General features: G+C 65.1%; 18 protein-coding genes, 1 tRNA gene and 1 pseudogene. 3 read left to right on the top strand and 17 right to left on the bottom strand.

The genetic code is table 11. The features are described 5' to 3' along the window. Nucleotides 1-122: 122 nt before the first annotated feature. The 7 genes and pseudogenes from JHD77_RS05785 to rpsU form a co-directional block, all read right to left on the bottom strand. Nucleotides 123-257, bottom strand: a pseudogene (locus JHD77_RS05785) (integrase); the annotation flags it as partial. Nucleotides 258-410: 153 nt separating this feature from the next. Beyond that, nucleotides 411-487 (bottom strand) — tRNA-Ile (locus JHD77_RS05790). A gap of 16 nt (nucleotides 488-503) precedes the next feature. Then, complete coding sequence (locus tag JHD77_RS05795) at nucleotides 504-4,241, bottom strand: EAL domain-containing protein (protein WP_023089501.1); 3,738 nt, start codon at nucleotides 4,239-4,241, stop codon at nucleotides 504-506. Between the two features lie 106 nt (nucleotides 4,242-4,347). Continuing rightward, entirely contained in the window at nucleotides 4,348-6,201 is a 1,854-nt protein-coding gene (rpoD, locus tag JHD77_RS05800; protein WP_003085035.1) for an RNA polymerase sigma factor RpoD, read from the bottom strand. 79 nt (nucleotides 6,202-6,280) lie between these two features. Further along, on the bottom strand, nucleotides 6,281-8,275 hold the full coding sequence (gene dnaG, locus JHD77_RS05805; protein ID WP_003118894.1) for a DNA primase: 1,995 nt from the start codon (nucleotides 8,273-8,275) through the stop codon (nucleotides 6,281-6,283). 82 nt (nucleotides 8,276-8,357) lie between these two features. Beyond that, nucleotides 8,358-8,807, bottom strand: a complete 450-nt coding sequence (locus JHD77_RS05810; protein ID WP_003085042.1) for a GatB/YqeY domain-containing protein — start codon at nucleotides 8,805-8,807, stop codon at nucleotides 8,358-8,360. Nucleotides 8,808-8,876: 69 nt separating this feature from the next. After that, nucleotides 8,877-9,092: a 30S ribosomal protein S21 gene (gene rpsU, locus JHD77_RS05815; protein WP_003085057.1), complete on the bottom strand. Its 216-nt coding sequence runs from the start codon at nucleotides 9,090-9,092 to the stop codon at nucleotides 8,877-8,879. Nucleotides 9,093-9,292: 200 nt separating this feature from the next. Here rpsU and tsaD point away from each other — a divergent pair, with 200 nt between their 5' ends. Continuing rightward, nucleotides 9,293-10,318 carry a tRNA (adenosine(37)-N6)-threonylcarbamoyltransferase complex transferase subunit TsaD gene (tsaD, locus tag JHD77_RS05820; RefSeq protein ID WP_009875776.1) on the top strand — a complete coding sequence of 342 codons (1,026 nt, stop codon included), beginning with the start codon at nucleotides 9,293-9,295 and terminating at the stop codon, nucleotides 10,316-10,318. A gap of 78 nt (nucleotides 10,319-10,396) precedes the next feature. On the opposite strand, the gene plsY is transcribed toward tsaD, so the two are convergent. After that, nucleotides 10,397-10,966 carry a glycerol-3-phosphate 1-O-acyltransferase PlsY gene (gene plsY, locus JHD77_RS05825; RefSeq protein ID WP_003085061.1) on the bottom strand — a complete coding sequence of 190 codons (570 nt, stop codon included), beginning with the start codon at nucleotides 10,964-10,966 and terminating at the stop codon, nucleotides 10,397-10,399. Between the two features lie 83 nt (nucleotides 10,967-11,049). Between plsY and folB the strand changes: the two genes are divergently transcribed. Together folB and folK are read left to right on the top strand one after the other, a co-directional pair. After that, nucleotides 11,050-11,403, top strand: coding sequence for a dihydroneopterin aldolase (folB, locus tag JHD77_RS05830; RefSeq protein ID WP_003099587.1), 354 nt, complete (start codon nucleotides 11,050-11,052; stop codon nucleotides 11,401-11,403). Continuing rightward, nucleotides 11,394-11,936 (top strand): 2-amino-4-hydroxy-6-hydroxymethyldihydropteridine diphosphokinase, encoded by a 543-nt coding sequence (folK, locus tag JHD77_RS05835; protein ID WP_003099585.1) that lies wholly within the window; start codon nucleotides 11,394-11,396, stop codon nucleotides 11,934-11,936. Before folB ends, folK begins: the two co-directional genes overlap by 10 nt. Here the strand turns inward: folK and JHD77_RS05840 are convergent. The 9 genes from JHD77_RS05840 to rsmA form a co-directional block, all read right to left on the bottom strand. After that, nucleotides 11,909-13,141, bottom strand: a complete 1,233-nt coding sequence (locus JHD77_RS05840; RefSeq protein WP_003099584.1) for a multifunctional CCA addition/repair protein — start codon at nucleotides 13,139-13,141, stop codon at nucleotides 11,909-11,911. The genes folK and JHD77_RS05840 overlap by 28 nt on opposite strands. Nucleotides 13,142-13,184: 43 nt before the next feature. Beyond that, nucleotides 13,185-13,691 (bottom strand): DUF4136 domain-containing protein, encoded by a 507-nt coding sequence (locus JHD77_RS05845; protein ID WP_023088786.1) that lies wholly within the window; start codon nucleotides 13,689-13,691, stop codon nucleotides 13,185-13,187. Between the two features lie 93 nt (nucleotides 13,692-13,784). Continuing rightward, complete coding sequence (locus tag JHD77_RS05850) at nucleotides 13,785-15,338, bottom strand: SpoVR family protein (RefSeq protein ID WP_003099581.1); 1,554 nt, start codon at nucleotides 15,336-15,338, stop codon at nucleotides 13,785-13,787. Then, nucleotides 15,335-16,606: a YeaH/YhbH family protein gene (locus tag JHD77_RS05855; protein ID WP_003099579.1), complete on the bottom strand. Its 1,272-nt coding sequence runs from the start codon at nucleotides 16,604-16,606 to the stop codon at nucleotides 15,335-15,337. The genes JHD77_RS05850 and JHD77_RS05855 overlap by 4 nt, the downstream gene beginning before the upstream one ends. A gap of 100 nt (nucleotides 16,607-16,706) precedes the next feature. Beyond that, entirely contained in the window at nucleotides 16,707-18,629 is a 1,923-nt protein-coding gene (locus tag JHD77_RS05860) for a PrkA family serine protein kinase (RefSeq protein ID WP_003085078.1), read from the bottom strand. A 278-nt stretch (nucleotides 18,630-18,907) separates the two neighbouring features. Further along, nucleotides 18,908-19,240, bottom strand: coding sequence for a thiosulfate sulfurtransferase GlpE (gene glpE, locus JHD77_RS05865; protein ID WP_003099577.1), 333 nt, complete (start codon nucleotides 19,238-19,240; stop codon nucleotides 18,908-18,910). A 43-nt stretch (nucleotides 19,241-19,283) separates the two neighbouring features. Then, nucleotides 19,284-20,135, bottom strand: a complete 852-nt coding sequence (locus JHD77_RS05870; RefSeq protein ID WP_003099572.1) for a symmetrical bis(5'-nucleosyl)-tetraphosphatase — start codon at nucleotides 20,133-20,135, stop codon at nucleotides 19,284-19,286. Continuing rightward, entirely contained in the window at nucleotides 20,135-20,515 is a 381-nt protein-coding gene (apaG, locus tag JHD77_RS05875) for a Co2+/Mg2+ efflux protein ApaG (protein WP_003085085.1), read from the bottom strand. Before apaG ends, JHD77_RS05870 begins: the two co-directional genes overlap by 1 nt. 36 nt (nucleotides 20,516-20,551) lie before the next feature. Beyond that, complete coding sequence (rsmA, locus tag JHD77_RS05880) at nucleotides 20,552-21,358, bottom strand: 16S rRNA (adenine(1518)-N(6)/adenine(1519)-N(6))-dimethyltransferase RsmA (RefSeq protein WP_003099569.1); 807 nt, start codon at nucleotides 21,356-21,358, stop codon at nucleotides 20,552-20,554. Nucleotides 21,359-21,473 lie beyond the last annotated feature (115 nt).

Consider the following 21,473-nt stretch of genomic DNA (forward strand, 5'->3'; position numbering starts at 1 on the left):
CTAAAGCGCCTGTTTCAGCACGTCAAAAACCTTGTGGACAGAGGTCGGCCGTACCCCTTGGGCATCGATAAAATTTGATGCAGGGACATGTAGCTCTCGGGCTACAAAATGGGGGCAGGTCACATGCGCTCGGAGCCGCAGTGCTGGATGTACACGCCGCGTACCATCTCGTCTTCGGTGCGGCGTGCCCAGTCTTCGGCGTCGCGCTTGGTGCGGAAGGTTTTTTCGTTGGTCGGCCAATCCGTTTTGCGGCCCACGGGAAGGGGGGACGACTGTTGCCATCAGATAAGGACTCCAAAGGCAAACTGGCTAACCAGTACTGTACCGACTTTGTACCTTTTGGCCATGGAGTCGTTTATGAGGCCACTACCCTAGAAAGAGCAAAGCCGCGCAGGGCGCGGCTTTGAAGGTGGTGGGCCCACACGGACTCGAACCGTGGACCAAAGGATTATGAGTCCTCTGCTCTAACCGACTGAGCTATAGGCCCCCAGAAGGTCGGCGGATTATACCGGCGCTTCTCGGGGAGCGCCAATCGGCTGGCGCGGTTTGAGGAATTTGCTGGCGAACAGCTCGGCCGGCAGCGGCGGGCTGAGGACGAAGCCCTGGATCTGCTCGCAGCCTTCGTGGGTGAGGAAGCTCTGCTGGCCTTCGGTTTCCACGCCTTCGGCGATCACCGTGAGCTGCATGCTGCGGCCGAGGGCGATGATGGCACGGGTGATGGCGGCATCGTGGGGATCGTCGGGAAGGCCGCGGATGAACGACTTGTCGATCTTCAGGATGTCCAGCGGCAGGCGCTTGAGGTAGCTGAGCGAGGAGTAGCCGGTGCCGAAGTCGTCGATCGCCAGCTGTACGCCGAGACGCTTGAGGCCGTGGAGGACGGCGAGGGCCTCCTCGGTCTGGTTCATGATGAAGCTCTCGGTGATTTCCAGTTGCAGCCGCGACGGTTCCAGGCCGGACTGCTCCAGCAGTTGCTCGAGGCGTTCGATCATTTGCGGCTGGCCGAGCTGGGCGCCGGCGAGGTTGACCGACAGCGGGCCGAACGGTGCGTGCAGCTTTTGCCATTCGCCCATCTGCTGGCAGGCGTGTTCCAGCACCCAGTCGCCGAGGGGCAGGATCAGGCCGCAATCCTCGGCGAGGGGGATGAAGCGCTCCGGGGAAATTTCCCCGAACAGCGGATGGTACCAGCGCACCAGTGCCTCGGCACCGACCAGCAGGCCGCTCTCCAGGCTCAGCTTGGGTTGGTAGTACAGCTGCAACTCGTCGCGCTCGAGGGCGCGGCGCAGTTCGGTTTCCAGCGCCATGCGCTCGGTGGCCAGGTAGGTCAGTTCGCGGGTGTAGTACTCGATGCGGCTGCGGCCCCGCGACTTGGCGCGGTACATGGCGGCGTCGGCGTTCTTCACCAGGGTCGGGGCGTCGTCGCCGTCCTTGGGGAACAGGGCGATGCCGACGCTGGCGCTGACGAAGAATTCATGACCGTCGGCCTGGAACGGCACGGTGAAGGCATTCAGCAGCTTGCGCGCGACGTGCTCGGCGTCGCTTTCCTGGTGCAGGCCTGGGAGCAGGATGATGAATTCGTCGCCCCCCAGGCGGGCCACGGTATCGACGTCGCGCAACTGGTCGCGCAGGCGTTCGGCGATGGCCTTGAGCAGCAGGTCGCCGATGGGATGGCCGAGGCTGTCGTTGATGTGCTTGAAGCGGTCCAGGTCGATGAACAGCACGGCGCCGGGACGGCTCTCTTCGCGGGCCTCGTCGAGGGCGTGATTGAGCCGGCTCTCGAACAGCAGGCGATTGGGCAGGCCGGTGAGCGGATCGTGGTGGGCCTGGTAGTCGAGCCGGGCCTGGGCGTACTTGAGGGTGGAGATATCGGCGAAGACGCCGACGAAGTGAGTGATCTCGCCCTGCGGATTGTGTACCGCGCTGATGGTCAGCCATTCGGGGTACAGCTCGCCGGTCTTGCGTCGGTTCCAGATCTCGCCCTGCCAGTGCCCGTCGCGTTCCAGCTGGTTCCACATGGCGAGGTAGAAGCTGGAGTCGTGTTGTCCGGAGGAGAGCAGGCTGGGCGAGCGTCCCAGCGCCTCCTGCTCGCTGTAGCCAGTGATCTCGCTGAAGGCGCGGTTGACCGCGGTGATGCGTTGGCGGGTATCGGTGATCATCACGCCTTCGGCGGTGCTTTCGAAGACGGTGGCGGCCTGCTGCAGCTTCTCCTGCATGAGCTGGCGCTCGGTGATATCGCGGGCGATGGTCAGCACGCAGTCCTCGCCATCGATGCTGATCCGGTGGGCGGACATCTCGCACTGGCGGATGCCACCGTTGCGGTCCCGTACAGGGGCGGTGAAGCCCTGGGTCAGGGTGTGGTGGCGTACCAGCGAGATCAGGCGCTTGCGGTCCTCGGTGTCGACCCACAGGCCGAGTTCGAGCGTGGAGCGGGAGATGACCTCGTCGCGGCGGTAGCCGGTGAGACGGGTGAAGCCTTCGTTCACGTCGATCAGCGTGCCGTCTTCGAGGCGGCTGATCAGCAGACCGTCGGGGTAGGCATGGAAGGCGTTGGCGAACTTCTCCTCGGAGATCCGCAGCAGTTCCTGGGTCTCCACCAGGTGGGTGATGTCGCGGATCACCACCACCAGCGCCGGGGTCTGGTCGAGGGCCACGTGCTGGGCGCTGAGCAGCGCGCTGAAGGTACTGCCGTTGCGGCGCCGCAGGGGCACCTCGAGGTTGGTCAGGTTGCCGTGGCCGAGCTTTTCCAGGACCTGCGGGCCCAGGCCGGGGAGTGCCCAGATGCCCAGCTCGGTGGCGGTCTTGCCGATGGCGTCGTCGGCGGCGATGCCGATCTGCTGCTCGAAGGTGCTGTTCACCGCGAGGAAGCGGCCGTCGGCGCCGTTGGCCAGTACCACCATGTCCGGGCAGTGGTGGAACACCGAAGCGAACTTCTGTTCGGACAGGCGCATGGCCTGCTCGGTGAGCTTGGCCTCGGTGATGTCGATCATCAGACCGCGCAGGAGCAGGTCCCGGCCTTGCGTGATCGGGGTGACCAGATCGCGAATCCAGACTACCCGGCCGTCGGCGGCGAGCATCCGGTAGTCGAAGCTGTGGTCGCGTCCGGCCTGGCTTTCGCTCATGCAGTAGTGGATGGCGTACTCGGCGTCCATGGGGTGCAGGGTCCGCTGCCAGAAGCCCGGCTGCAGCCATTCGCCGAGGGGATAGCCGAGCAGGCGTTCGGCGTGGGGCGAGACGTAGGTGAAGCGGTTCTCCTCGAGGCGCATTTCCCAGGCGATGGCATTCAGGCTTTCCACCAGTCCCCGGTAGTGCTGTTCGCTGTCGCGCAGTTCGCGCTCCAATTGCCGCCGGCGACTCACCTCGCGGCGCAGGCGGCGGTTCATGGCCAGCAGTATGGCGACCGAGACCAGGATCAGCAGGACGATGGGAAGGCCGTAGGTCGCCATCTCGCGCCAGGCCGGACGTCGGTCGAGCAGGCCGCCGACCCAGGGGGCCTGGAGTCGCTCGATCTCCTCGGCGCTGAGGTCGGCGAGGACCTTGTCGACGATCCCGGCGAGGATCGGTTGTCCGCGCGGCACGGCCATCGCCAGTTGGTAGCGGTATGGCGTCTCGCCGCTGATCTCCAGGCCGTTGAGCTTGAGCTGGCGGAGGTTCCATACGCTGGAGGCGAAGTCGCCGACGAAGGCGTCGGCCTGGCCGGTGGCCAGCGCCTGCAGGGCTGCCGCTACCGAAGGCAGCGGCAGCAGGGTGAGGTCGGGATGCTGGGCGATCAGCAGTTCGTGAGGAGCATAGTGGTCGACCACCGCGACCTTGAGCCCGTAGAGCTCGTCGATGCGCTTCGGCATCGGGCCGTTCTTGCGTGCCAGGATGATGATCGGGAAATCCAGGTAGGGCCGGGTGAAGCTCAGGTACTCCTGGCGCTCCGGGGTAGCCATGATGCCGGGCAGCAGGTCCAGCCGACCGTCCTTGGCCTGCTCCAGGACCTGCGTCCAGGTCTTCGGTTCGACAGGCGTCAGGCTGACGCCCAGGCGTTCCTGTAGCAGGCCGATGTAGCCGGCGGCGAGTCCCTGGTAGCGGCCCTGTTCGTCGCGGAACTCGAATGGCGGCCAGGAGGTGTCCACGCCCAGGCGGATGCTCGGGTGCTCGGCCAGCCAGGCCCGTTCCTCGGGCGTGAGCGTGAGGGCGCCGGCCAGCCCCGGCCAGCAGCAGGCCAGACACAGGAGAAGCACGGCCTGCAGACGCTGCATGAGGCGGTCTCGCGGTGGACGGGAATATAAGCGGAAGTGTAGACGCCGGGCGGCGGGGCAAGCGGCAAAGAAAAACCCCCGGTTTTTCAGGCCGGGGGTTCGTTCGTCACTCGTCGAGGAAGGAGCGCAGGTGCTCGCTTCGCGACGGATGGCGCAGCTTGCGCAGCGCCTTGGCTTCGATCTGGCGGATCCGCTCGCGGGTCACATCGAACTGCTTGCCGACTTCCTCGAGGGTGTGGTCGGTGTTCATGTCGATGCCGAAGCGCATGCGCAGCACCTTGGCTTCCCGGGCAGTGAGGCCGGCGAGGACTTCGCGGGTGGATTCCTTGAGGCTCTCGCTGGTCGCCATCTCGATCGGCGACTGCATGGTGGAGTCCTCGATGAAATCGCCCAGGTGCGAATCTTCGTCGTCACCGATCGGGGTTTCCATGGAGATCGGCTCTTTGGCGATCTTCAGTACCTTGCGGATCTTGTCCTCAGGCATGTCCATGCGCTCGCCAAGCTCTTCCGGGGTGGGCTCGCGACCCATTTCCTGGAGCATCTGGCGGGAGATGCGGTTGAGCTTGTTGATCGTCTCGATCATGTGCACCGGGATGCGGATGGTGCGTGCCTGGTCGGCGATCGAACGGGTGATCGCCTGGCGAATCCACCAGGTGGCGTAGGTGGAGAACTTGTAGCCGCGACGGTATTCGAACTTGTCCACCGCCTTCATCAGGCCGATGTTGCCTTCCTGGATCAGGTCGAGGAATTGCAGGCCGCGGTTGGTGTACTTCTTGGCGATGGAAATCACCAGGCGCAGGTTGGCCTCGACCATTTCCTTCTTCGCCCGGCGAGCCTTGGCTTCGCCGATCGACATCGCGCGGTTGATTTCCTTGATCTCGGCGACGGTCAGCTCGACCTCGCTTTCCAGGGCCGCCAGCTTCTGCTGGTTGCGCAGGATGTCGTCGCGCAGGCGCTCGATGGCCTCGGCGTACTTCGGCTTGCTCTTCAGGACGCTGTCGACCCACTTCTCGTCGGTCTCGTGGTTCGGGAACAGGCGCAGGAAGTCGGCACGCGGCATGCGCGCGTCACGCACGCAGAGCTGCATGATGGCGCGTTCCTGGGCGCGCACGCCTTCCAGGGCGGAGCGCACGCGGGCGACCAGGGCGTCGAACTGCTTGGGCACCAGCTTGATCGGCATGAACAGCTCGGCCAGGCCGGTGAGTTCGGCGGTGGCCTGCTTGCTGCCGCGACCGTGCTTCTTCAGGGCCTTCTTGGCCTTGTCGAGCTGCTCGGAGACCGCGGTGAAACGCAGGCGGGCTTCTTCCGGATCCGGACCGCCGTCGCCTTCGTCGTCGCTGTCGCTGCTGTCGTCGCTTTCTTCTTCCTCGTCGTCCTTCTCTTTCGAGTCGGCGGAATCGTCCTTCAGGTTGACCGGCTCCACCTCTTCGGCGGGCAGGCTGCCGTCATCGGGATCGATATAGCCGCTGAGGACGTCGGAGAGGCGACCGCCTTCGGCGACGATGCGATTGTAGTCGGCCAGGATGCTGTCCACCGTGCCCGGGAACTGGGCGATGGCGCTCATCACTTCGCGGATGCCTTCCTCGATGCGCTTGGCGATTTCGATCTCGCCTTCGCGGGTCAGCAGTTCCACGGTACCCATTTCACGCATGTACATGCGCACCGGGTCGGTGGTGCGACCGATGTCGCTTTCCACCGCGGCCAGGGCCGCTGCGGCTTCTTCCGCTGCGGCTTCGTCGGTATCCGCCTCGGCCAGCAACAGGGCATCCGCATCCGGGGCTGTCTCGAATACGTTGATCCCCATGTCGTTGATCATGCGGATGATGTCTTCCACCTGTTCCGGATCGGAAATATCCTCCGGCAGGTGGTCGTTGACCTCCGCGTAAGTCAGGTATCCCTGCTCACGGCCTCGGGCGATCAACTCTTTCAGACGAGATTGCTGTTGCGCTTTTCCGGACATAACACCCTATCCACTGAAGGTCTTGGCGGGCAAAAAATAAGCAGAGGATTATACCTGATGCCTGGGCTGAGGCGCCAGTTCAGCTCTGGGAAGGCGATGAAGCGGCAACACTGTAGTGCTCTCTGAGCAAGGCTTTCTCTTCATCGGTCAGTTCACTGTAGCTCTTCTGCATGACGCTGCGTAAACGCTCCTCCCGCTCGCCGAAACGCTGGCTCTCGGAGAGTTTAGTAATGGTGTCGAAGAACTGCTTTTCAAGGTTCTCCTGGACGATCAGCCACTCCTTCTCGCCCAGGGCCTGCAGCAGGCGGCCCTGGGGCGTGCCGTGCCAGCGCGCGATGAGTTGCATCGAGCTCTGCCGCGGGTTCTTCTGCAGGGCTTCCAGCAGGGACACCAGCAACTGGGCGTAGGTATCCTGCTCCCTGGCGAGGGTGCCCGCATCGTCGACCTTCAAGGCCAACTGCGGATGATGCAGCAAGGTGCGCAGGGCGTTGAGGGTGGTGGACTCCACGCTGACCGGCGTTCGTTGCGGAGTCTTGAAGTCGCCGCGGCCGCCTTTGTCCCACTTCTTCTTGCCATCCCACTTCTTGCCGTCCCAGGGCTTCTTGTCCTTGTTCCAGCTCTTGCGCGGTTGCGCCTCGCCATAGCCTGGCGCAGCGTCGAACGGCGCATGGGAGGGCTCGTTCTCGTAGTAGGCGCTGGCGGCGAAATAGTCGTCGCCGTCCAAGGCGCCGCTCGCTCCGTGATCCATGGACGACGGTGGCGGGCTGTGGTGCGCCAGTTGTCCGATGTTTTCGCCGGACAGGCCGGTGATTTCCGACAGACGTTGCCGCATCAGCAGGCGCAGGTTGTTCCCGGGAATCTTCTCCAGCAGCGGCGCGGCGAGGGTCGCCAGGTGGGCCTTGCCTTCCAGGGTGGCGGGGTCGGCCTCCAGCATCAGTTGCTGGAAGAAGTACTCCGCCAGCGGCTGGGCCTGCTGGGTGATGCGTGCGCGGAAGGCATCCTCGCCCTCGGCGCGTACCAGGCTGTCCGGGTCCTCGCCCTCGGGGAGGAACAGGAAGCGCACGCGCTTGCCGTCCTGCAGGTTCGGCAGCACCGACTCCAGGGCGCGCCAGGCCGCCTTGCGCCCGGCCTGGTCGCCGTCGAAACAGAACAGGATGCTCGGTACCAGGCGGAACAGGCGCTTGATGTGTTCCTCGCTGGTCGCCGTGCCGAGGGTCGCCACCGCGTTGCGGATGCCTTGCTGGGCCAGGGCGATGACATCCATGTAGCCCTCGACCACCATGATCTCGTCGAGGTCGCGATTCTTCTGCCGGGCCTCGTAGAGTCCGTAGAGTTCCTGGCCCTTGTGGAAGACCGGAGTCTCCGGGGAGTTCAGGTACTTCGGCTTGTCGTCGCCGAGCACCCGGCCGCCGAAGGCGATGATCCGCCCGCGGCTGTCGCGGATCGGGAACATCACGCGATCGCGGAAGCGGTCGTAGCGCTTGCCGGTGTCGCTGTTCTCCACCAGCAGGCCGGCGTCGAGCATGGCCTTGAGTTGCAGGTTGTCGCCACCCAGGTGCTTGAGCAGGTTGTCCCAGCCGGGCGGGGCGAAACCGAGGCCGAAGTCGCGGGCGATCTCGCCGGTCAGGCCGCGGCCCTTCAGGTAGTTCACCGCGGCTTTGCGCGCGGGGTGGCTTTTCAGCGCCTGCTTGTAGAACTCGGCGGCGGCGCTGAGCAGCGGGTAGAGCGGCGAGTCGGTCGGCTGGCGCGGCGTGTGCCCGCGTCCGCCGCGTTCCTCGCGCGGCACGTCCATGCCGGCGCGCTTGGCCAGTTCCTCGACCGCCTGGGGGAACTCCAGCTGGTCGTGGTCCATGACGAAGCCGAGCGCGTTGCCGCCGGCGCCGCAGCCGAAGCAGTAGTAGAACTGCTTGTCCGGGCTGACGGTGAACGAGGGAGTCTTTTCCTTGTGGAACGGGCAGCAGGCGCTGTAGTTCTTGCCGGTTTTCTTCAGTTGGATGCGTGAACTCACCACCTCGACGATGTCGGTGCGGTTCAGCAGGTCATCGATGAAGCTTTGCGGTATCAGGCCGGCCATGGTGTTCTCGAAAACGACGGCGCGTGGGCGCAGAGCGGCAGCATAGCAATTATCGCCGGGCCGATCAGGCCGGCGCGGTGTTTCAGGAGGAGAGGCGCGCCTTCAGGCGCTGGCTGACCTGTGCCATGTCGACGCGACCCTGGACCTGCGGTCGCAGCAGGTTCATCGCCTTGCCCATGTCCTGCGGACCCTGGGCGCCGCTGTCGACGATGCTGCGCTCGATCAGGGCGTCGATCTCATGGTCGTCCAGGGGCTTGGGCATGAAGTCCTGGAGCACGAGGATCTCGGCAGCCTCGACCTCGGCGAGGTCCTGGCGGCCGGCGTCGCTGAACTGGCGCTGGGCGTCGCGGCGCTGCTTGATCATCCGGTCGAGGATCAGCAGGGCTCGGGCGTCATCCACCTCGATGCGTTCGTCGACTTCGACGCGCTTGATGTCCGCGAGGGCCAGGCGCAACGTGGTCAGCCGCGGCTTGTCCTGGGCGCGCATGGCGACCTTGACGGCGTCGAGGAGGCGGGATTTGATTTCGCTCATGGCGGAAAGCCGAAAGCCCGGCCGGGGCCGGGCTGAGGCACGATCACTGACGCGTGGGCGTCGAGTGGATCAGTACAGGCGCTCGCGACGGCGCTGTTCGCGCTGTACTTTCTTCGCGTGGCGCTTCACTGCGGCAGCGGCCTTGCGCTTGCGCTCGGCAGTGGGCTTCTCGTAGAACTCGCGGCTGCGAACTTCAGCCAGTACACCTGCTTTTTCGCAGGAGCGCTTGAAACGACGCAGGGCTACGTCGAAGGGTTCGTTCTCTTTTACTTTGACGGCTGGCATCCAGGTCGTACCTTCACTGATTACCGGGGGTTGAACGTACTCCGGCAAGGTGGCGCGGATACGTCGGTTTTCAAGGGTTGCGGATATTAACGGTTCGGCCGGAGGAATGCAAAGCCTCCGATCGAAAAACACTGGTCTGGCGCAAAGCCGCCGATTATCATGCGCGGCTTCGTATTTGCCAAGCTCTAAGGCTCAAGCCCATGCGCGTGCTGGGACTGGAAACGTCCTGCGACGAAACCGGCGTCGCCCTTTACGACAGCGAACGCGGCCTGCTGGCCGACGCGCTGTTCAGTCAGATCGACCTCCATCGCGTCTACGGCGGCGTCGTGCCCGAGCTGGCCTCGCGCGACCACGTCAAGCGCATGCTGCCGCTGATCCGCCAGGTGCTCGACGAGTCCGGCTGCACGCCGGCGGATATCGACGCGATCGCCTATACCGCCGGCCCCGGCCTGGTCGGCGCCCTGCTGGTGGGGGCTTCCTGTGCCCAGGCGATGGCCTTCGCCTGGGGCGTGCCGGCGGTCGGCGTGCACCACATGGAAGGGCACCTGCTGGCGCCGATGCTGGAAGAGCAGCCACCGCAGTTCCCGTTCGTCGCCTTGCTGGTTTCCGGCGGTCACACCCAGTTGGTGCGGGTGGACGGCATCGGTCGCTACCAGTTGCTTGGCGAATCGGTGGACGATGCCGCCGGCGAAGCCTTCGACAAGACCGCCAAGCTGATCGGCCTGGGCTATCCCGGCGGTCCGGAAATCGCCCGCCTGGCGGAGCTCGGCACTCCTGGCCGCTTCGTGTTCCCGCGGCCGATGACCGATCGCCCCGGCCTGGACTTCAGCTTCAGCGGGCTCAAGACCTTTACCCTGAACACCTGGCAGCGTTGCGTCGAGGCCGGCGACGACAGCGAGCAGACCCGCTGCGACATCGCCCTGGCGTTCCAGACCGCGGTGGTCGAGACCCTGCTGATCAAGTGCCGTCGCGCCTTGAAGCAGACCGGCCTGAAGAACCTGGTGATCGCCGGCGGCGTCAGCGCCAACCAGGCGCTGCGCAGCGGCCTGGAAAAGATGCTCGGCGAAATGAAGGGGCAGGTGTTCTACGCCCGCCCGCGCTTCTGCACCGACAATGGCGCGATGATCGCCTACGCCGGCTGCCAGCGCCTGCTCGCCGGCCAGCATGACGGCCCGGCGATCAGCGTCCAGCCGCGCTGGCCGATGGAGTCGCTGCCGGCGGTCTGAGTGGCCGCCAGGTCGCAGTCAGGCAGGTGTCGATGACGCAGCTGGGCCAGACTGCATGAAGTTTTTTCCTTTTATGGATTAGAAATGCCGTTCGCGGCCGGCGAACAGATCGCGTAAGTTGGCGCGGTGCCGCCAGACGATCAGGCCGGTCAGCACGGTCATCGGCAGCAGCGCTCCGGGCTGCTGCCAGGCCAGCAACGGCAGGGTCAGCGGGGTGGCCACCAGCGAGGCGAGCGAGCTGGTGCGCGACAGCTTGAAGGTCAGCAGCCAGGCCGCCGCGGCCAGCAGTACGGCCGGCGGATAGAGGCCGAGGAGCATGCCCGCGGCGGTGGCGACACCCTTGCCGCCGCGGAAGTTGAAGTACAGCGGGTACAGGTGGCCGATCACGGCGGCGATGCCGACCCAGGCCTCCTCCATCACGCCGAGCCCCAGCCAGCGGGCGACCAGCACCGGCAGCAGGCCTTTGCCGACGTCGCCGAGCAGGGTCAGGATGGCGAGTTTCTTCCCGGCGACGCGCAGCATGTTGGTCGCGCCGGGGTTGCCGGAACCGCTGGCGCGCGGGTCCTGGGTGCCGAACCAGCGGCTGAGCAGGACGGCGAAGGAGAGGGAACCGAGCAGGTAGGCGAGGATCGCCAGTAGCCAGACCATGGATTCCACCGAGGACGAGGATGTCCTCGATTCTAACGGGGCGGCGCACGCTTGTCGTGGCATCCCTTGGAGCGGGTAGCGAAGTGGACAGAGTTTTTATCGAAGGCTTGGAGGTCGATACCGTCATCGGCGTGTACGACTGGGAGCGCGGCATCCGTCAGTGCCTGCGCCTGGACCTGACCCTGGGCTGGGACAACCGTCCGGCCGCCGCGGGCGACGATCTCGCCCTGGCGCTGGACTATGCCGCGTTGTCCGAGCGGGTGCAGGAGTTCGCCCGGGAATCGCATTTCCAGTTGGTGGAAACCTTCGCCGAGCGCCTCGCCGAGGTACTGATGGGCGAGCGCGGCATTCCCTGGCTGCGCATCCGCGTGACCAAGCCCGGCGCGGTGCCGGCGGCCCGTGGCGTTGGCGTGGAGATCGAACGCGGATGTCGCTGATCCCGGTCTACCTCGGCCTCGGCAGCAATGTCGAGCGTGAGCGCCATCTGCATGCCGGCCTCGATGCGCTGGCCGCTTTCCTTCATGACCTGCGTTGTTCGCCGGTATTCGAGAGCGAGCCGGTGGGTATCAAGAGCGGGCCGTTCTTCAACCTGGTGGTGTCTGCCCGCACCGATCTGCCGCTGGCCGAACTGAGCCTGCGACTCAAGCACATCGAGGCCGACAATGGCCGCTATGCGCCAGAGCGCAAGGGACTGCCGCTGGATATCGACGTGCTGTTCTACGGCGACCTGGTGGGCGATTTCGATGGCCTGGTGCTGCCGCGCGCCGAAGTGCTGAAGAACGCTTTCGTGCTCTGGCCCTTGTCCGAGCTGGCGCCGAACCTGGAGCATCCGGTCGCCCGCCAGCCGCTGGGCGATCTCTGGCGCGAGACGAGGATCCAGCAGAAGCTCTGGCCGGCGCCATTCGAATGGCGTGGCCAGGCGTTGACTCCCGAAGCGCTGCTTCAGGCCTTTCCGCGTTCTTCCTTGTAGGCCTTGAGTGCGGCGAGGCGCGCACGCTTCAGCGCCTCGCCCAGTTCCGCGCCCTTCAAGCCCTTTTCCACCAGCGGCTTCACGCTGACTGCCCGCGCTGCCTGCGCCGCGCCGAGCAGGTAGGCGGCCTGCGGATAGTCCCGCTGTTCCAGGCCGAGGCGGCCGCGTGCGTCCATCTCGCTGGCGGCGACGAACTCCTCGAAACGCTGCGGGCGGCGATACACGTCGAAGCTCTGCAACAGCTCCAGCAGTGTATTCGGGCGCAGCTCCAGCGCCCGATGGGCGTGGGTGTGGTACTCGCCCACCAGGCGCGCCAGTTCCTGGCAGTCGCGCGGCACCCTGAAGCGCTGGTTCACCGCATCGATCAACGGCACGCCGCGAGCCTCGTGGGCGATATGGCGGGGCCAGTCCGCTTCGCTGGTGAGCCCCTTGCCCAGGTCGTGCAGGAGGCAGGCCCAGCGTACGCTGAGCGGCTGCCGGTGGCGGGCGCATTGCTGCAATACCGACAGGACATGGACGCCGGTATCGATTTCCGGATGGTGGGCCGCCGGCTGCGGTACGCCGAATAGCGCCTCGACTTCCGGGATCAGTTCGGCCAGGGCGCCGCAGTCGTGCAAGACCTGGATGAAGACCTCGGGGTTGGGTTCCATCAGGGCTCGGGAAATTTCCTTCCAACTGCGCTCCGGGGTCAGCGCCTGCAACTCGCCGGATTCCGCCAGTTGGCGCATCAGGGCGAGGGTTTCGGCGGCGACCCGGAAGCCCAGGCCGGCGTAGCGGGCGGCGAAGCGCGCTACGCGCAGGACCCGCAGGGGATCCTCGGCGAACGCCGGGGAAACGTGGCGCAGCAGGCGCGCCTCGAGGTCGGCCTGGCCGCCGTAGGGGTCTATTACCCGGCCCTGTTCGTCCTCGGCCATGGCGTTGATGGTCAGGTCACGGCGAGTCAGGTCTTCCTCCAGGGTCACCTCGGGGCTGGCATGGAAGGTGAAGCCGCCGTAGCCGCGCCCGCTCTTTCGCTCGGTGCGCGCCAGGGCGTATTCCTCGCCGCTCTGCGGATGAAGGAAGACCGGGAAGTCGGCGCCCACCGGGCGGTAGCCGCGGGCGAGCATCTCGTCGCTGCTGGCACCGACCACCACCCAGTCGATATCGGTGACCGGACGGCCGAGAAGGCGATCGCGCACGGCGCCGCCGACCTTGTAAATCTGCATGGGAATCCTCCGCGTGATAGGCGGAAGTCTACCCCAGGGTGTCCTAGCGGGCGCGTGGAAGCTGCCGGAGCAGGGCGCTGACCGCCAGTTCGAGCTGTTCCGGATTGGCCCTGGCGGGGCTGAGGCCGGTGCTTACCATACCTTCCCAGAGAACGCGCTCCTCCAGGTCGACCAGGCGCACGCGCAATGTCCCGGTTTCGTCGCGCAGACGGTGGATCGCCAGATAAGGCCCCATGCCGGAGGTGGGCGGAAGGTCGGGGCGGAATTCCAGCGGTGCGTCGCGCAGCGCCAGCCAGTAGTAGACGCGGAATTGCGGGGTGGCGCTCTCGTGGTAGCCGTGGGCCGCCAGTCCCTGGCGCAGCTCTGCGTTTATCAGCGGATAGCGGTTGCGGTAGGGAAGGGCGTCGACCGCCTGTTCCGGCGGCATCAACTGGAAACCTTGCAGGCCGGGCAGTCCGGCGCTGGCCGGATGGGTCACCCGGGCGCTGGGGATGTGGCTGGCGCAGGTGGCCAGGACGAGGCAGAGCAGGACGATGGCGAACAGGCGCATGGCGGCTCCCGTGGACGGCCGGCTTCTTGTTCTGCTGTGGGCGGCCCGACCGTGCCGGCATGCTGGCCGGCGGTCGGGGCGGACGTCAACCGATCAAATGGGCGGGATGATCAGGTCCAAACGCGGGTAGCCTTCCTCGCCCTCGCTGGCGCCCTTGGGCGGCATGTGGTGGGTCTGCACGAGCTGGTCGCCCTGTAGGGTCTCCAGGTGGATATCGAAGCCCCACAAGCGATGCAGGTGCTTGAGCACGTCGGCGGTGGAATCGCTCAGCGGCTGGCGGTCGAACTGCTGGTGGCGCAGGGTCAGCGAGCGGTCGCCGCGACGGTCGACGTTCCAGATCTGGATGTTCGGCTCGCGGTTGCCGAGGTTGTACTGCGCCGCCAGGGTCTCGCGGATGGTGCGGTAGCCGGCTTCGTCGTGGATCGCCGCGACCAGCAGGTCGTCCTTCTGGTCGTCGTCGAGAATGCTGAACAGCTTCAGGTCGCGAATCACCTTGGGCGAGAGGAACTGCAGGATGAAGCTTTCGTCCTTGAAGCTCTTCATGGCGAACTTCAGCGTGGCCAGCCAGTCGCTGCCGGCGATATCCGGGAACCAGCGGCGGTCCTCGTCGGTAGGTTCCTCGCAGATGCGGCGGATGTCGCGGTACATGGCGAAGCCCAGGGCGTAGGGGTTGATGCCGCTGTAATAGGGGCTGTCGAAGGACGGCTGGTAGACCACGCTGGTGTGGTATTGCAGGAACTCCATCATGAAGCCGTCGTTGACCAGGCCTTCGTCGTAGAGGTCGTTGAGCAGCGTGTAGTGCCAGAAGGTCGCCCAGCCTTCGTTCATCACCTGGGTCTGGCGTTGCGGGTAGAAATACTGGGCGATCTTGCGCACGATGCGGATCACCTCGCGCTGCCAGGGCTCCAGAAGCGGCGCGTTCTTCTCGATGAAGTAGAGGATGTTCTCCTGCGGCTCGCTCGGATAGCGCGCCATGGATTGTTCCTTGTCCTTGCCGCCGACGCGCGGGATGGTCCGCCAGAGGTCATTGACCTGGCGCTGGATCAGTTCCTCGCGCTCCTTCTGCCGCTGCCGCTCCTCTTCCGCGGAAATCGGGTAAGGACGCTTGTAGCGGTCGACACCGTAGTTCATCAGGGCGTGGCAGGAGTCGAGCAGGTCTTCCACCGCGTCGATCCCGTAGCGCTCCTCGCACTGCATGATGTACTGCTTGGCGAACACCAGGTAATCGATGATTGAACTGGCATCGGTCCAGGTGCGGAACAGGTAGTTGCCCTTGAAGAAACTGTTGTGCCCGTAGCAGGCGTGGGCGATCACCAGCGCCTGCATGCACTGGGTGTTTTCCTCCATCAGGTAGGCGATGCAGGGATCGGAGTTGATCACGATCTCGTAGGCCAGGCCCATCTGGCCACGCTTGTAGTTCTTTTCCGTACTGAGGAAGTGCTTGCCGTAGGACCAGTGGTTATAGCCGATCGGCATGCCCACCGAGGCGTAGGCGTCCATCATCTGCTCGGCGGTGATCACCTCGATCTGGTTCGGATAGGTATCCAGGGCATAGCGCTCGGCGATCCTGCTGATTTCCCGGTCGTACTGCTGGATCAGCTCGAAGGTCCATTCCGAGCCGGTGGCGATGGGCTGGCGCTTGCTCATGCGACGAGCCTCCTCTGGAACAGCTCGCGGAACACCGGGTAGATGTCCGATGCCGAGACGATCTGCTGCTGGGCGAAGCTGTCTTCGAAGGCTTCGCGCACGCGCTCGTACTCGAACCACAGGGCCTGGTGTTCGCGCGGGGTGATCTCGACGTAGGTGTAGTACTGGACGAACGGCATGATCTGCTTGAGGAGGATGTCCCGGCACACCGGCGAGTCGTCGTTCCAGTTGTCGCCGTCCGAGGCCTGGGCGGCGTAGATGTTCCACTCATGGGTCGGATAACGCTCGGCCATGATCTCCTGCATCATCTTCAGCGCGCTGGAGACGATGGTGCCGCCGGTCTCGCGGGAGTAGAAGAACTCCTCCTCGTCGACCTCGCGGGCGCTGGTGTGGTGGCGGATGAACACCACTTCGATCTTCTCGTAGTTCCGCTTGAGGAACAGGTAGAGCAGGATGAAGAAGCGCTTGGCGATGTCCTTGGTCGCCTGGGTCATCGAGCCGGAGACGTCCATCAGGCAGAACATCACCGCCTTGGAGGTGGGGTTGGGCTGCTTGACCAGCAGGTTGTACTTGAGATCGAAGGTATCGAGGAACGGCACCCGGTCGATGCGCGCGCGGAGCTTGGCGATTTCCAGCTCGAGTTCCTGGATATCGCCGAGGTTGTCCGGCTCTTCGCGCTTGATCCGCTCCAGTTCCTTCAGCGCCGCGCGCAGCTTGGCCCGGCTGCCGCCGGACAGCGCGATGCGCCGCGCATGGGCCGAGCGCAGGGTGCGGACGATGTTGATGCGCGACGGGTTGCCGTCGTTGCTGATGCCGGCGCGGACGGTCTTGAAGGTGTCGGTGCCGGTGATGTGGCGCTTGACCAGGTTGGGCAGCTCCAGGTCCTCGAACATGAAGTCGAGGAATTCCTCCTGGGTGATCTGGAAGACGAAGTCGTCCATGCCTTCGCCGCTGTTGCTGGCCTTGCCGCCGCCGCGGCCGCCCCCGCCGCCGGATGGGCGGGCGATGTGCTCGCCGGCGGTGAATTCCTTGTTGCCGGGGTGGACGACGGTCTGCCGCCCGCCGCGGCCATGGTGCAGCACCGGTTCGTCGATATCGCGCCCGGGAATGCTGATCTGCTCGCCGTGCTCCATGTCGGTAATGGAACGCCGGCTGACGGCCTCCTCGACGGCCTTCTTGATGTGTTCACGGTAGCGCCTCAGGAAGCGCTGGCGGTTCACCGTGCTCTTGTTCTTGCCGTTCAGACGCCGGTCGATGACGTAGCTCATGAATGCTCCTCAGGGCCTGTGGCGCCCCGCCGGAGCGGAGGCGCCGAGGTCCGAATGCGACGGCGACCGGTACGGTCGCAGCGACCGTACCGATGGCAGACTACTGCGACTTGCGAACCCGCAGGTACCATTCCGACAGCAGGCGGACCTGCTTCTCGGTGTAGCCGCGCTCGACCATGCGTTTGACGAAGTCGTTGTGCTTCTGCTGGTCCTCCTTGCTGGCCTTGGCGTTGAAGCTGATGACCGGAAGCAGGTCCTCGGTGTTGGAGAACATCTTCTTCTCGATCACTACGCGCAGCTTCTCGTAGGACAGCCAGCTCGGGTTCTTGCCGTTGTTGCCGGCGCGGGCGCGCAGCACGAAGTTGACGATCTCGTTGCGGAAGTCCTTCGGGTTGCTGATGCCGGCGGGTTTCTCGATCTTCTCCAGTTCCTCGTTGAGGGCGGCGCGGTTGAGGATCTCGCCGGTTTCCGGGTCGCGGTATTCCTGGTCCTGGATCCAGAAGTCGGCGTACAGCACATAGCGGTCGAAGATGTTCTGACCGTATTCGCTGTAGGACTCCAGGTAGGCGGTCTGGATTTCCTTGCCGATGAACTCGACGTAGCGCGGCGCCAGGTATTCCTTGATGAAGCGCAGGTAGCGCTCGCGGGTTTCCGGCTGGAACTGTTCCTGCTCGATCTGCTGTTCGAGGACGTAGAGCAGGTGCACCGGGTTGGCCGCTACCTCGTGCGGGTCGAAGTTGAATACCTTGGAGAGGATCTTGAAGGCGAAGCGGGTGGAAAGCCCGGCCATGCCTTCGTCGACCCCGGCCGAGTCGCGGTATTCCTGGATCGACTTGGCCTTGGGATCGGTATCTTTCAGGTTTTCGCCGTCATATACCCGCATCTTCGAGTAGATATTCGAGTTTTCCGGCTCTTTCAGCCTCGACAGCACGGAGAACTGCGAGAGCATCTTCAGGGTGTCCGGCGCGCAGTGGGCATGCGCCAGCGAGCTGTTGACCAGCAACTTGTCGTAGATCTTGATCTCGTCCGCCACGCGCAGGCAGTACGGCACCTTGACGATGTAGATGCGGTCGATGAAGGCCTCGTTGTTCTTGTTGTTGCGGAAACTGTGCCATTCCGATTCGTTGGAGTGAGCCAGGATGATGCCGCTGTAGGGCAGGGCGCCGAGACCTTCGGTGCTGTTGTAGTTGCCTTCCTGGGTCGCGGTCAGCAGCGGGTGCAGGACCTTGATCGGGGCCTTGAACATCTCGACGAATTCCATCAGGCCCTGGTTGGCCCGGCAGAGGGCGCCCGAATAGCTGTAGGCGTCCGCGTCGTTCTGCGGGTATTCCTCCAGCTTGCGGATGTCGACCTTGCCGACCAGCGCGGATATATCCTGGTTGTTCTCGTCGCCGGGTTCGGTCTTGGCGATGGCGATCTGGTTGAGGATCGAGGGGTACAGCTTGACCACGCGGAACTGGCTGATGTCGCCGCCGAACTCGTTGAGGCGCTTGGTTGCCCAGGGCGACATGATCGAGCGCAGGTAGCGCCTCGGGATGCCGTAGTCCTCCTCGAGGATGGCGCCGTCTTCGTCGGGGTTGAACAAGCCCAGCGGCGACTCGAAGACCGGTGAGCCCTTGATCGCGTAGAAGGGCACCTTCTCCATCAGTTGCTTGAGTTTTTCCGCCAGGGAGGATTTACCGCCGCCGACCGGGCCGAGCAGGTAAAGGATCTGCTTCTTCTCCTCCAGGCCCTGGGCCGCGTGGCGGAAGAACGCGACGATCTGGTCGATGCATTCCTCCATGCCGTGGAAGTCGGCGAACGCCGGGTAGCGGCGAATCACCTTGTTGGAGAAGATCCGCGACAGCCTGGAGTCCACCGAGGTGTCCAGCAATTCCGGCTCGCCGATCGCCATCAGCAGGCGCTCGGCGGCAGAGGCATAGGCTGTCTTGTCTTGCTTGCAGAGGTCGAGATATTCCTGGAGGGAATATTCCTCTTGGCGGGTCGCTTCGAAGCGTTCCTGGAAGTGACTGAAAATGCTCATGACGTCTCCTCGCTCGATGCAGTGAGCCGGCGCGGGATCGGTCGTGCGGGTGCGGGGGGGCCGCCAGCCAGGCCGGCGAGAATCCCCCAGACTCCGTCGCTGCACGGTGCTTCCCTTTCCGCCAGCGCTCCTAACGGTCACAGCCGATGGCCCGGAAGCCGGTGTGCCGGCTCTCCCCTGTTTTGGATGGCCTGAGGAAAAGAATAGTTCGTTCTGGACGGAGTAAAGGAAGAAAGGCGAGAGAAGTTACAGTTTTTTTGGCGGGGTAGCGGCGCGGCCTACTCCGCTTCGCCGCTGCTGGTATCCGCGGGATAGACGCTGCGCCATAGCTCGAAGCCGCCGTCGAGGCTGTAGACGTCGCTGAAGCCCTGCTGGATGAAATAGGCGGCGGCGCTCTGGCTGGAGTTACCGTGGTAGCAGACCACCACCAGCGGAGCGTCGAGGTCGGCGGCGGCGATGAAGTCCGCCACCGAGTGGTTGTCGATGTGCCGCGAGCCGCTGATGTGGCCGACAGCGAAGCTCTGCGGGTCGCGGATGTCGACCACCTGGGCGCCGTTTTCGCGGAGCTGGCGGGCCTGTTCGGGGGCGATGCGCTGGAAGGTGTCGCTCATGTCGGGGTACCTGTGTACAGGGCGTCCACCGGACGCCGGGGATTCATGCGGGCGTGGCGGCGGGTCTGGCCGGCGCGCGCTGTTCGGCGCAATCGCAGCTCAGGCGTTCGCCGCTGTCGACGTTCAGCAGGGTCATCCGCGCGCCCCAGACGCAGCCGGTGTCCAGGGCGAACAGGCCGGGCTCGTCGCAGTGGCCTTCGAGGGCCGCCCAGTGGCCGAAGATGATCTTCTCACCGCGGGTCTTGCGCGAAGGGAAGCTGAACCAGGGGGCGTAGCCGGGCGGCGCGGTGTCGAGGCCTTCCTTGCTCTTCAGGTCGAGCTTGCCATCTTCGGTGCAGAAACGCATACGGGTGAAGTAGTTGGTGATCACCCTCAGGCGGTCGATGCCATGCAGCTTCTTGTCCCACTTGGCCGGCTCGTTGCCGTACATGCCGTCGAGGAACAGCGGCAGGCGCTGGTCGTCGCGCAATGCTTGCTCCACCTCGGCTGCGCGCAGGCGGGCTTTTTCCAGGCTCCACTGCGGGGGGATGCCGGCATGCACCAGGGCGACCTTGCGTTGTTCGTCGTAGTGCAGCAGCGGCAGGCGACGCAGCCAGTCGAGCAGTGGCTCGCGGTCCGGCGCCTCGAGGATTTCCCGCAGCGTGTCGGACTTCTTCAGGCGCTCGGACTTGTGCGCCACCGCCAGCAGGTGCAGGTCGTGGTTGCCCAGGACGCTGACCACCGACTCGCGCATGGCATAGAGGAAGCGCAGCGTCTCCAGGGACTGCGGGCCGCGGTTGACCAGGTCGCCGACCAGCCACAGGCGGTCCTTGGTCGGGTCGAAGGCGACGCGCTCCAGCAGGCATTTCAGGGGATCCAGGCAACCCTGCAGGTCGCCTACCGCGTAGACCGCCATCAGTGCAGCGCTCCCGGTACGGCCAGGCGAAACACCGGGATCGCGGCGTCGAAGGCGATTCCGTCGCTGCCGAGCATCTGATAGCTGCCGCGCATGCTGCCGACCCGGGTCGCCAGCACCGTGCCGCTGGTGTAGGTGTGTTGCGCGCCGGGGGCGATCAGCGGTTGCTCGCCGACCACGCCGGCGCCGCGAACTTCCTGGGTACGGCCGTCGCCGTCGGTGATGATCCAGTGGCGCGACAGCAGTTGGGCCGGAACCTCGCCCTGGTTCTCGATGGTCACCGTGTAGGCGAAGGCAAAACGGTTCTGCTCCGGGGCGGACTGTTCCGGAAGGTAGCGGGTGTCGACCCTGACGTTGACCTGGTGCTGGGTATCGCTCATACGGCTTGCCTGATTCCTGACGAGTGTCTCATCAGACTAACGATTGCCTGGCAGCTCGGCCAGCCGGTTGGCCAGGCGGACGAATGCGGCCAGGTCGAGTTGTTCGGGACGGAGGGTCGGATCGACCTCTGCGGCCTCGATGTCCTCGACGCTCAGGAGAGGCTTGAGGGTGTTGCGCAGGGTCTTGCGGCGCTGGTTGAAGGCCTCGCGGACCACCCGCTCGAGCAGTTTCGGATCGCGTGCCGGATGGGGCGGCTCGGCGAAGGGGGTGAGACGGACGATGGCCGAGTCGACCTTGGGCGGTGGGTTGAACGCGCCGGGGCCGACGTTGAACAGGTGCTCCACCCGACAGTGATACTGGACCATGATCGAGAGCCGGCCCCAGTCTCCGCCGCCCGGCGTGGCCGCCAGGCGCTCCACCACTTCCTTTTGCAGCATGAAGTGCATGTCCTCGATCACCGGCGCGTGCTCCAGCAGATGGAAGATCAGTGGCGTGGAGATGTTGTAGGGCAGGTTGCCGACCACTCGCAGCTTCTCGCCGCTCTCCACCAGCGAGGCGAAATCGAACTTGAGGGCGTCGCCCTGGTGCAGGCTGAAGCGCGACTCGAGGCCGAATTTCAGCTTCAACAGGGGGATCAGGTCCTGGTCGAGCTCGATCACGTCCAGGCGTGCGCCGCTGCCCAGCAGTCCCTCGGTCAGGGCGCCCTGGCCCGGGCCGATCTCCAGCAGGCGCTGACCCTCGCGGGCATGGATGGCACGGAGGATGCGGTGAATCACCCCGGCATCGTGCAGGAAGTTCTGGCCGAAGCGCTTGCGCGCGCGGTGTTGGTAAAGCTCGGACATTGGAAACGGTTCCAGGCTGCGGGCCCCAGGCCAAGGCGGGAGGCGCGGATGCGAAAGGGCGCCATTTTAACAGCGAAGCGTCGGGCCGGCAGGGCTAAACGATGGCCGACCGCCG

The sequence above is a fragment of the Pseudomonas sp. P20 genome (genome assembly GCF_016463925.1).
Lineage (GTDB): Bacteria > Pseudomonadota > Gammaproteobacteria > Pseudomonadales > Pseudomonadaceae > Pseudomonas > Pseudomonas aeruginosa.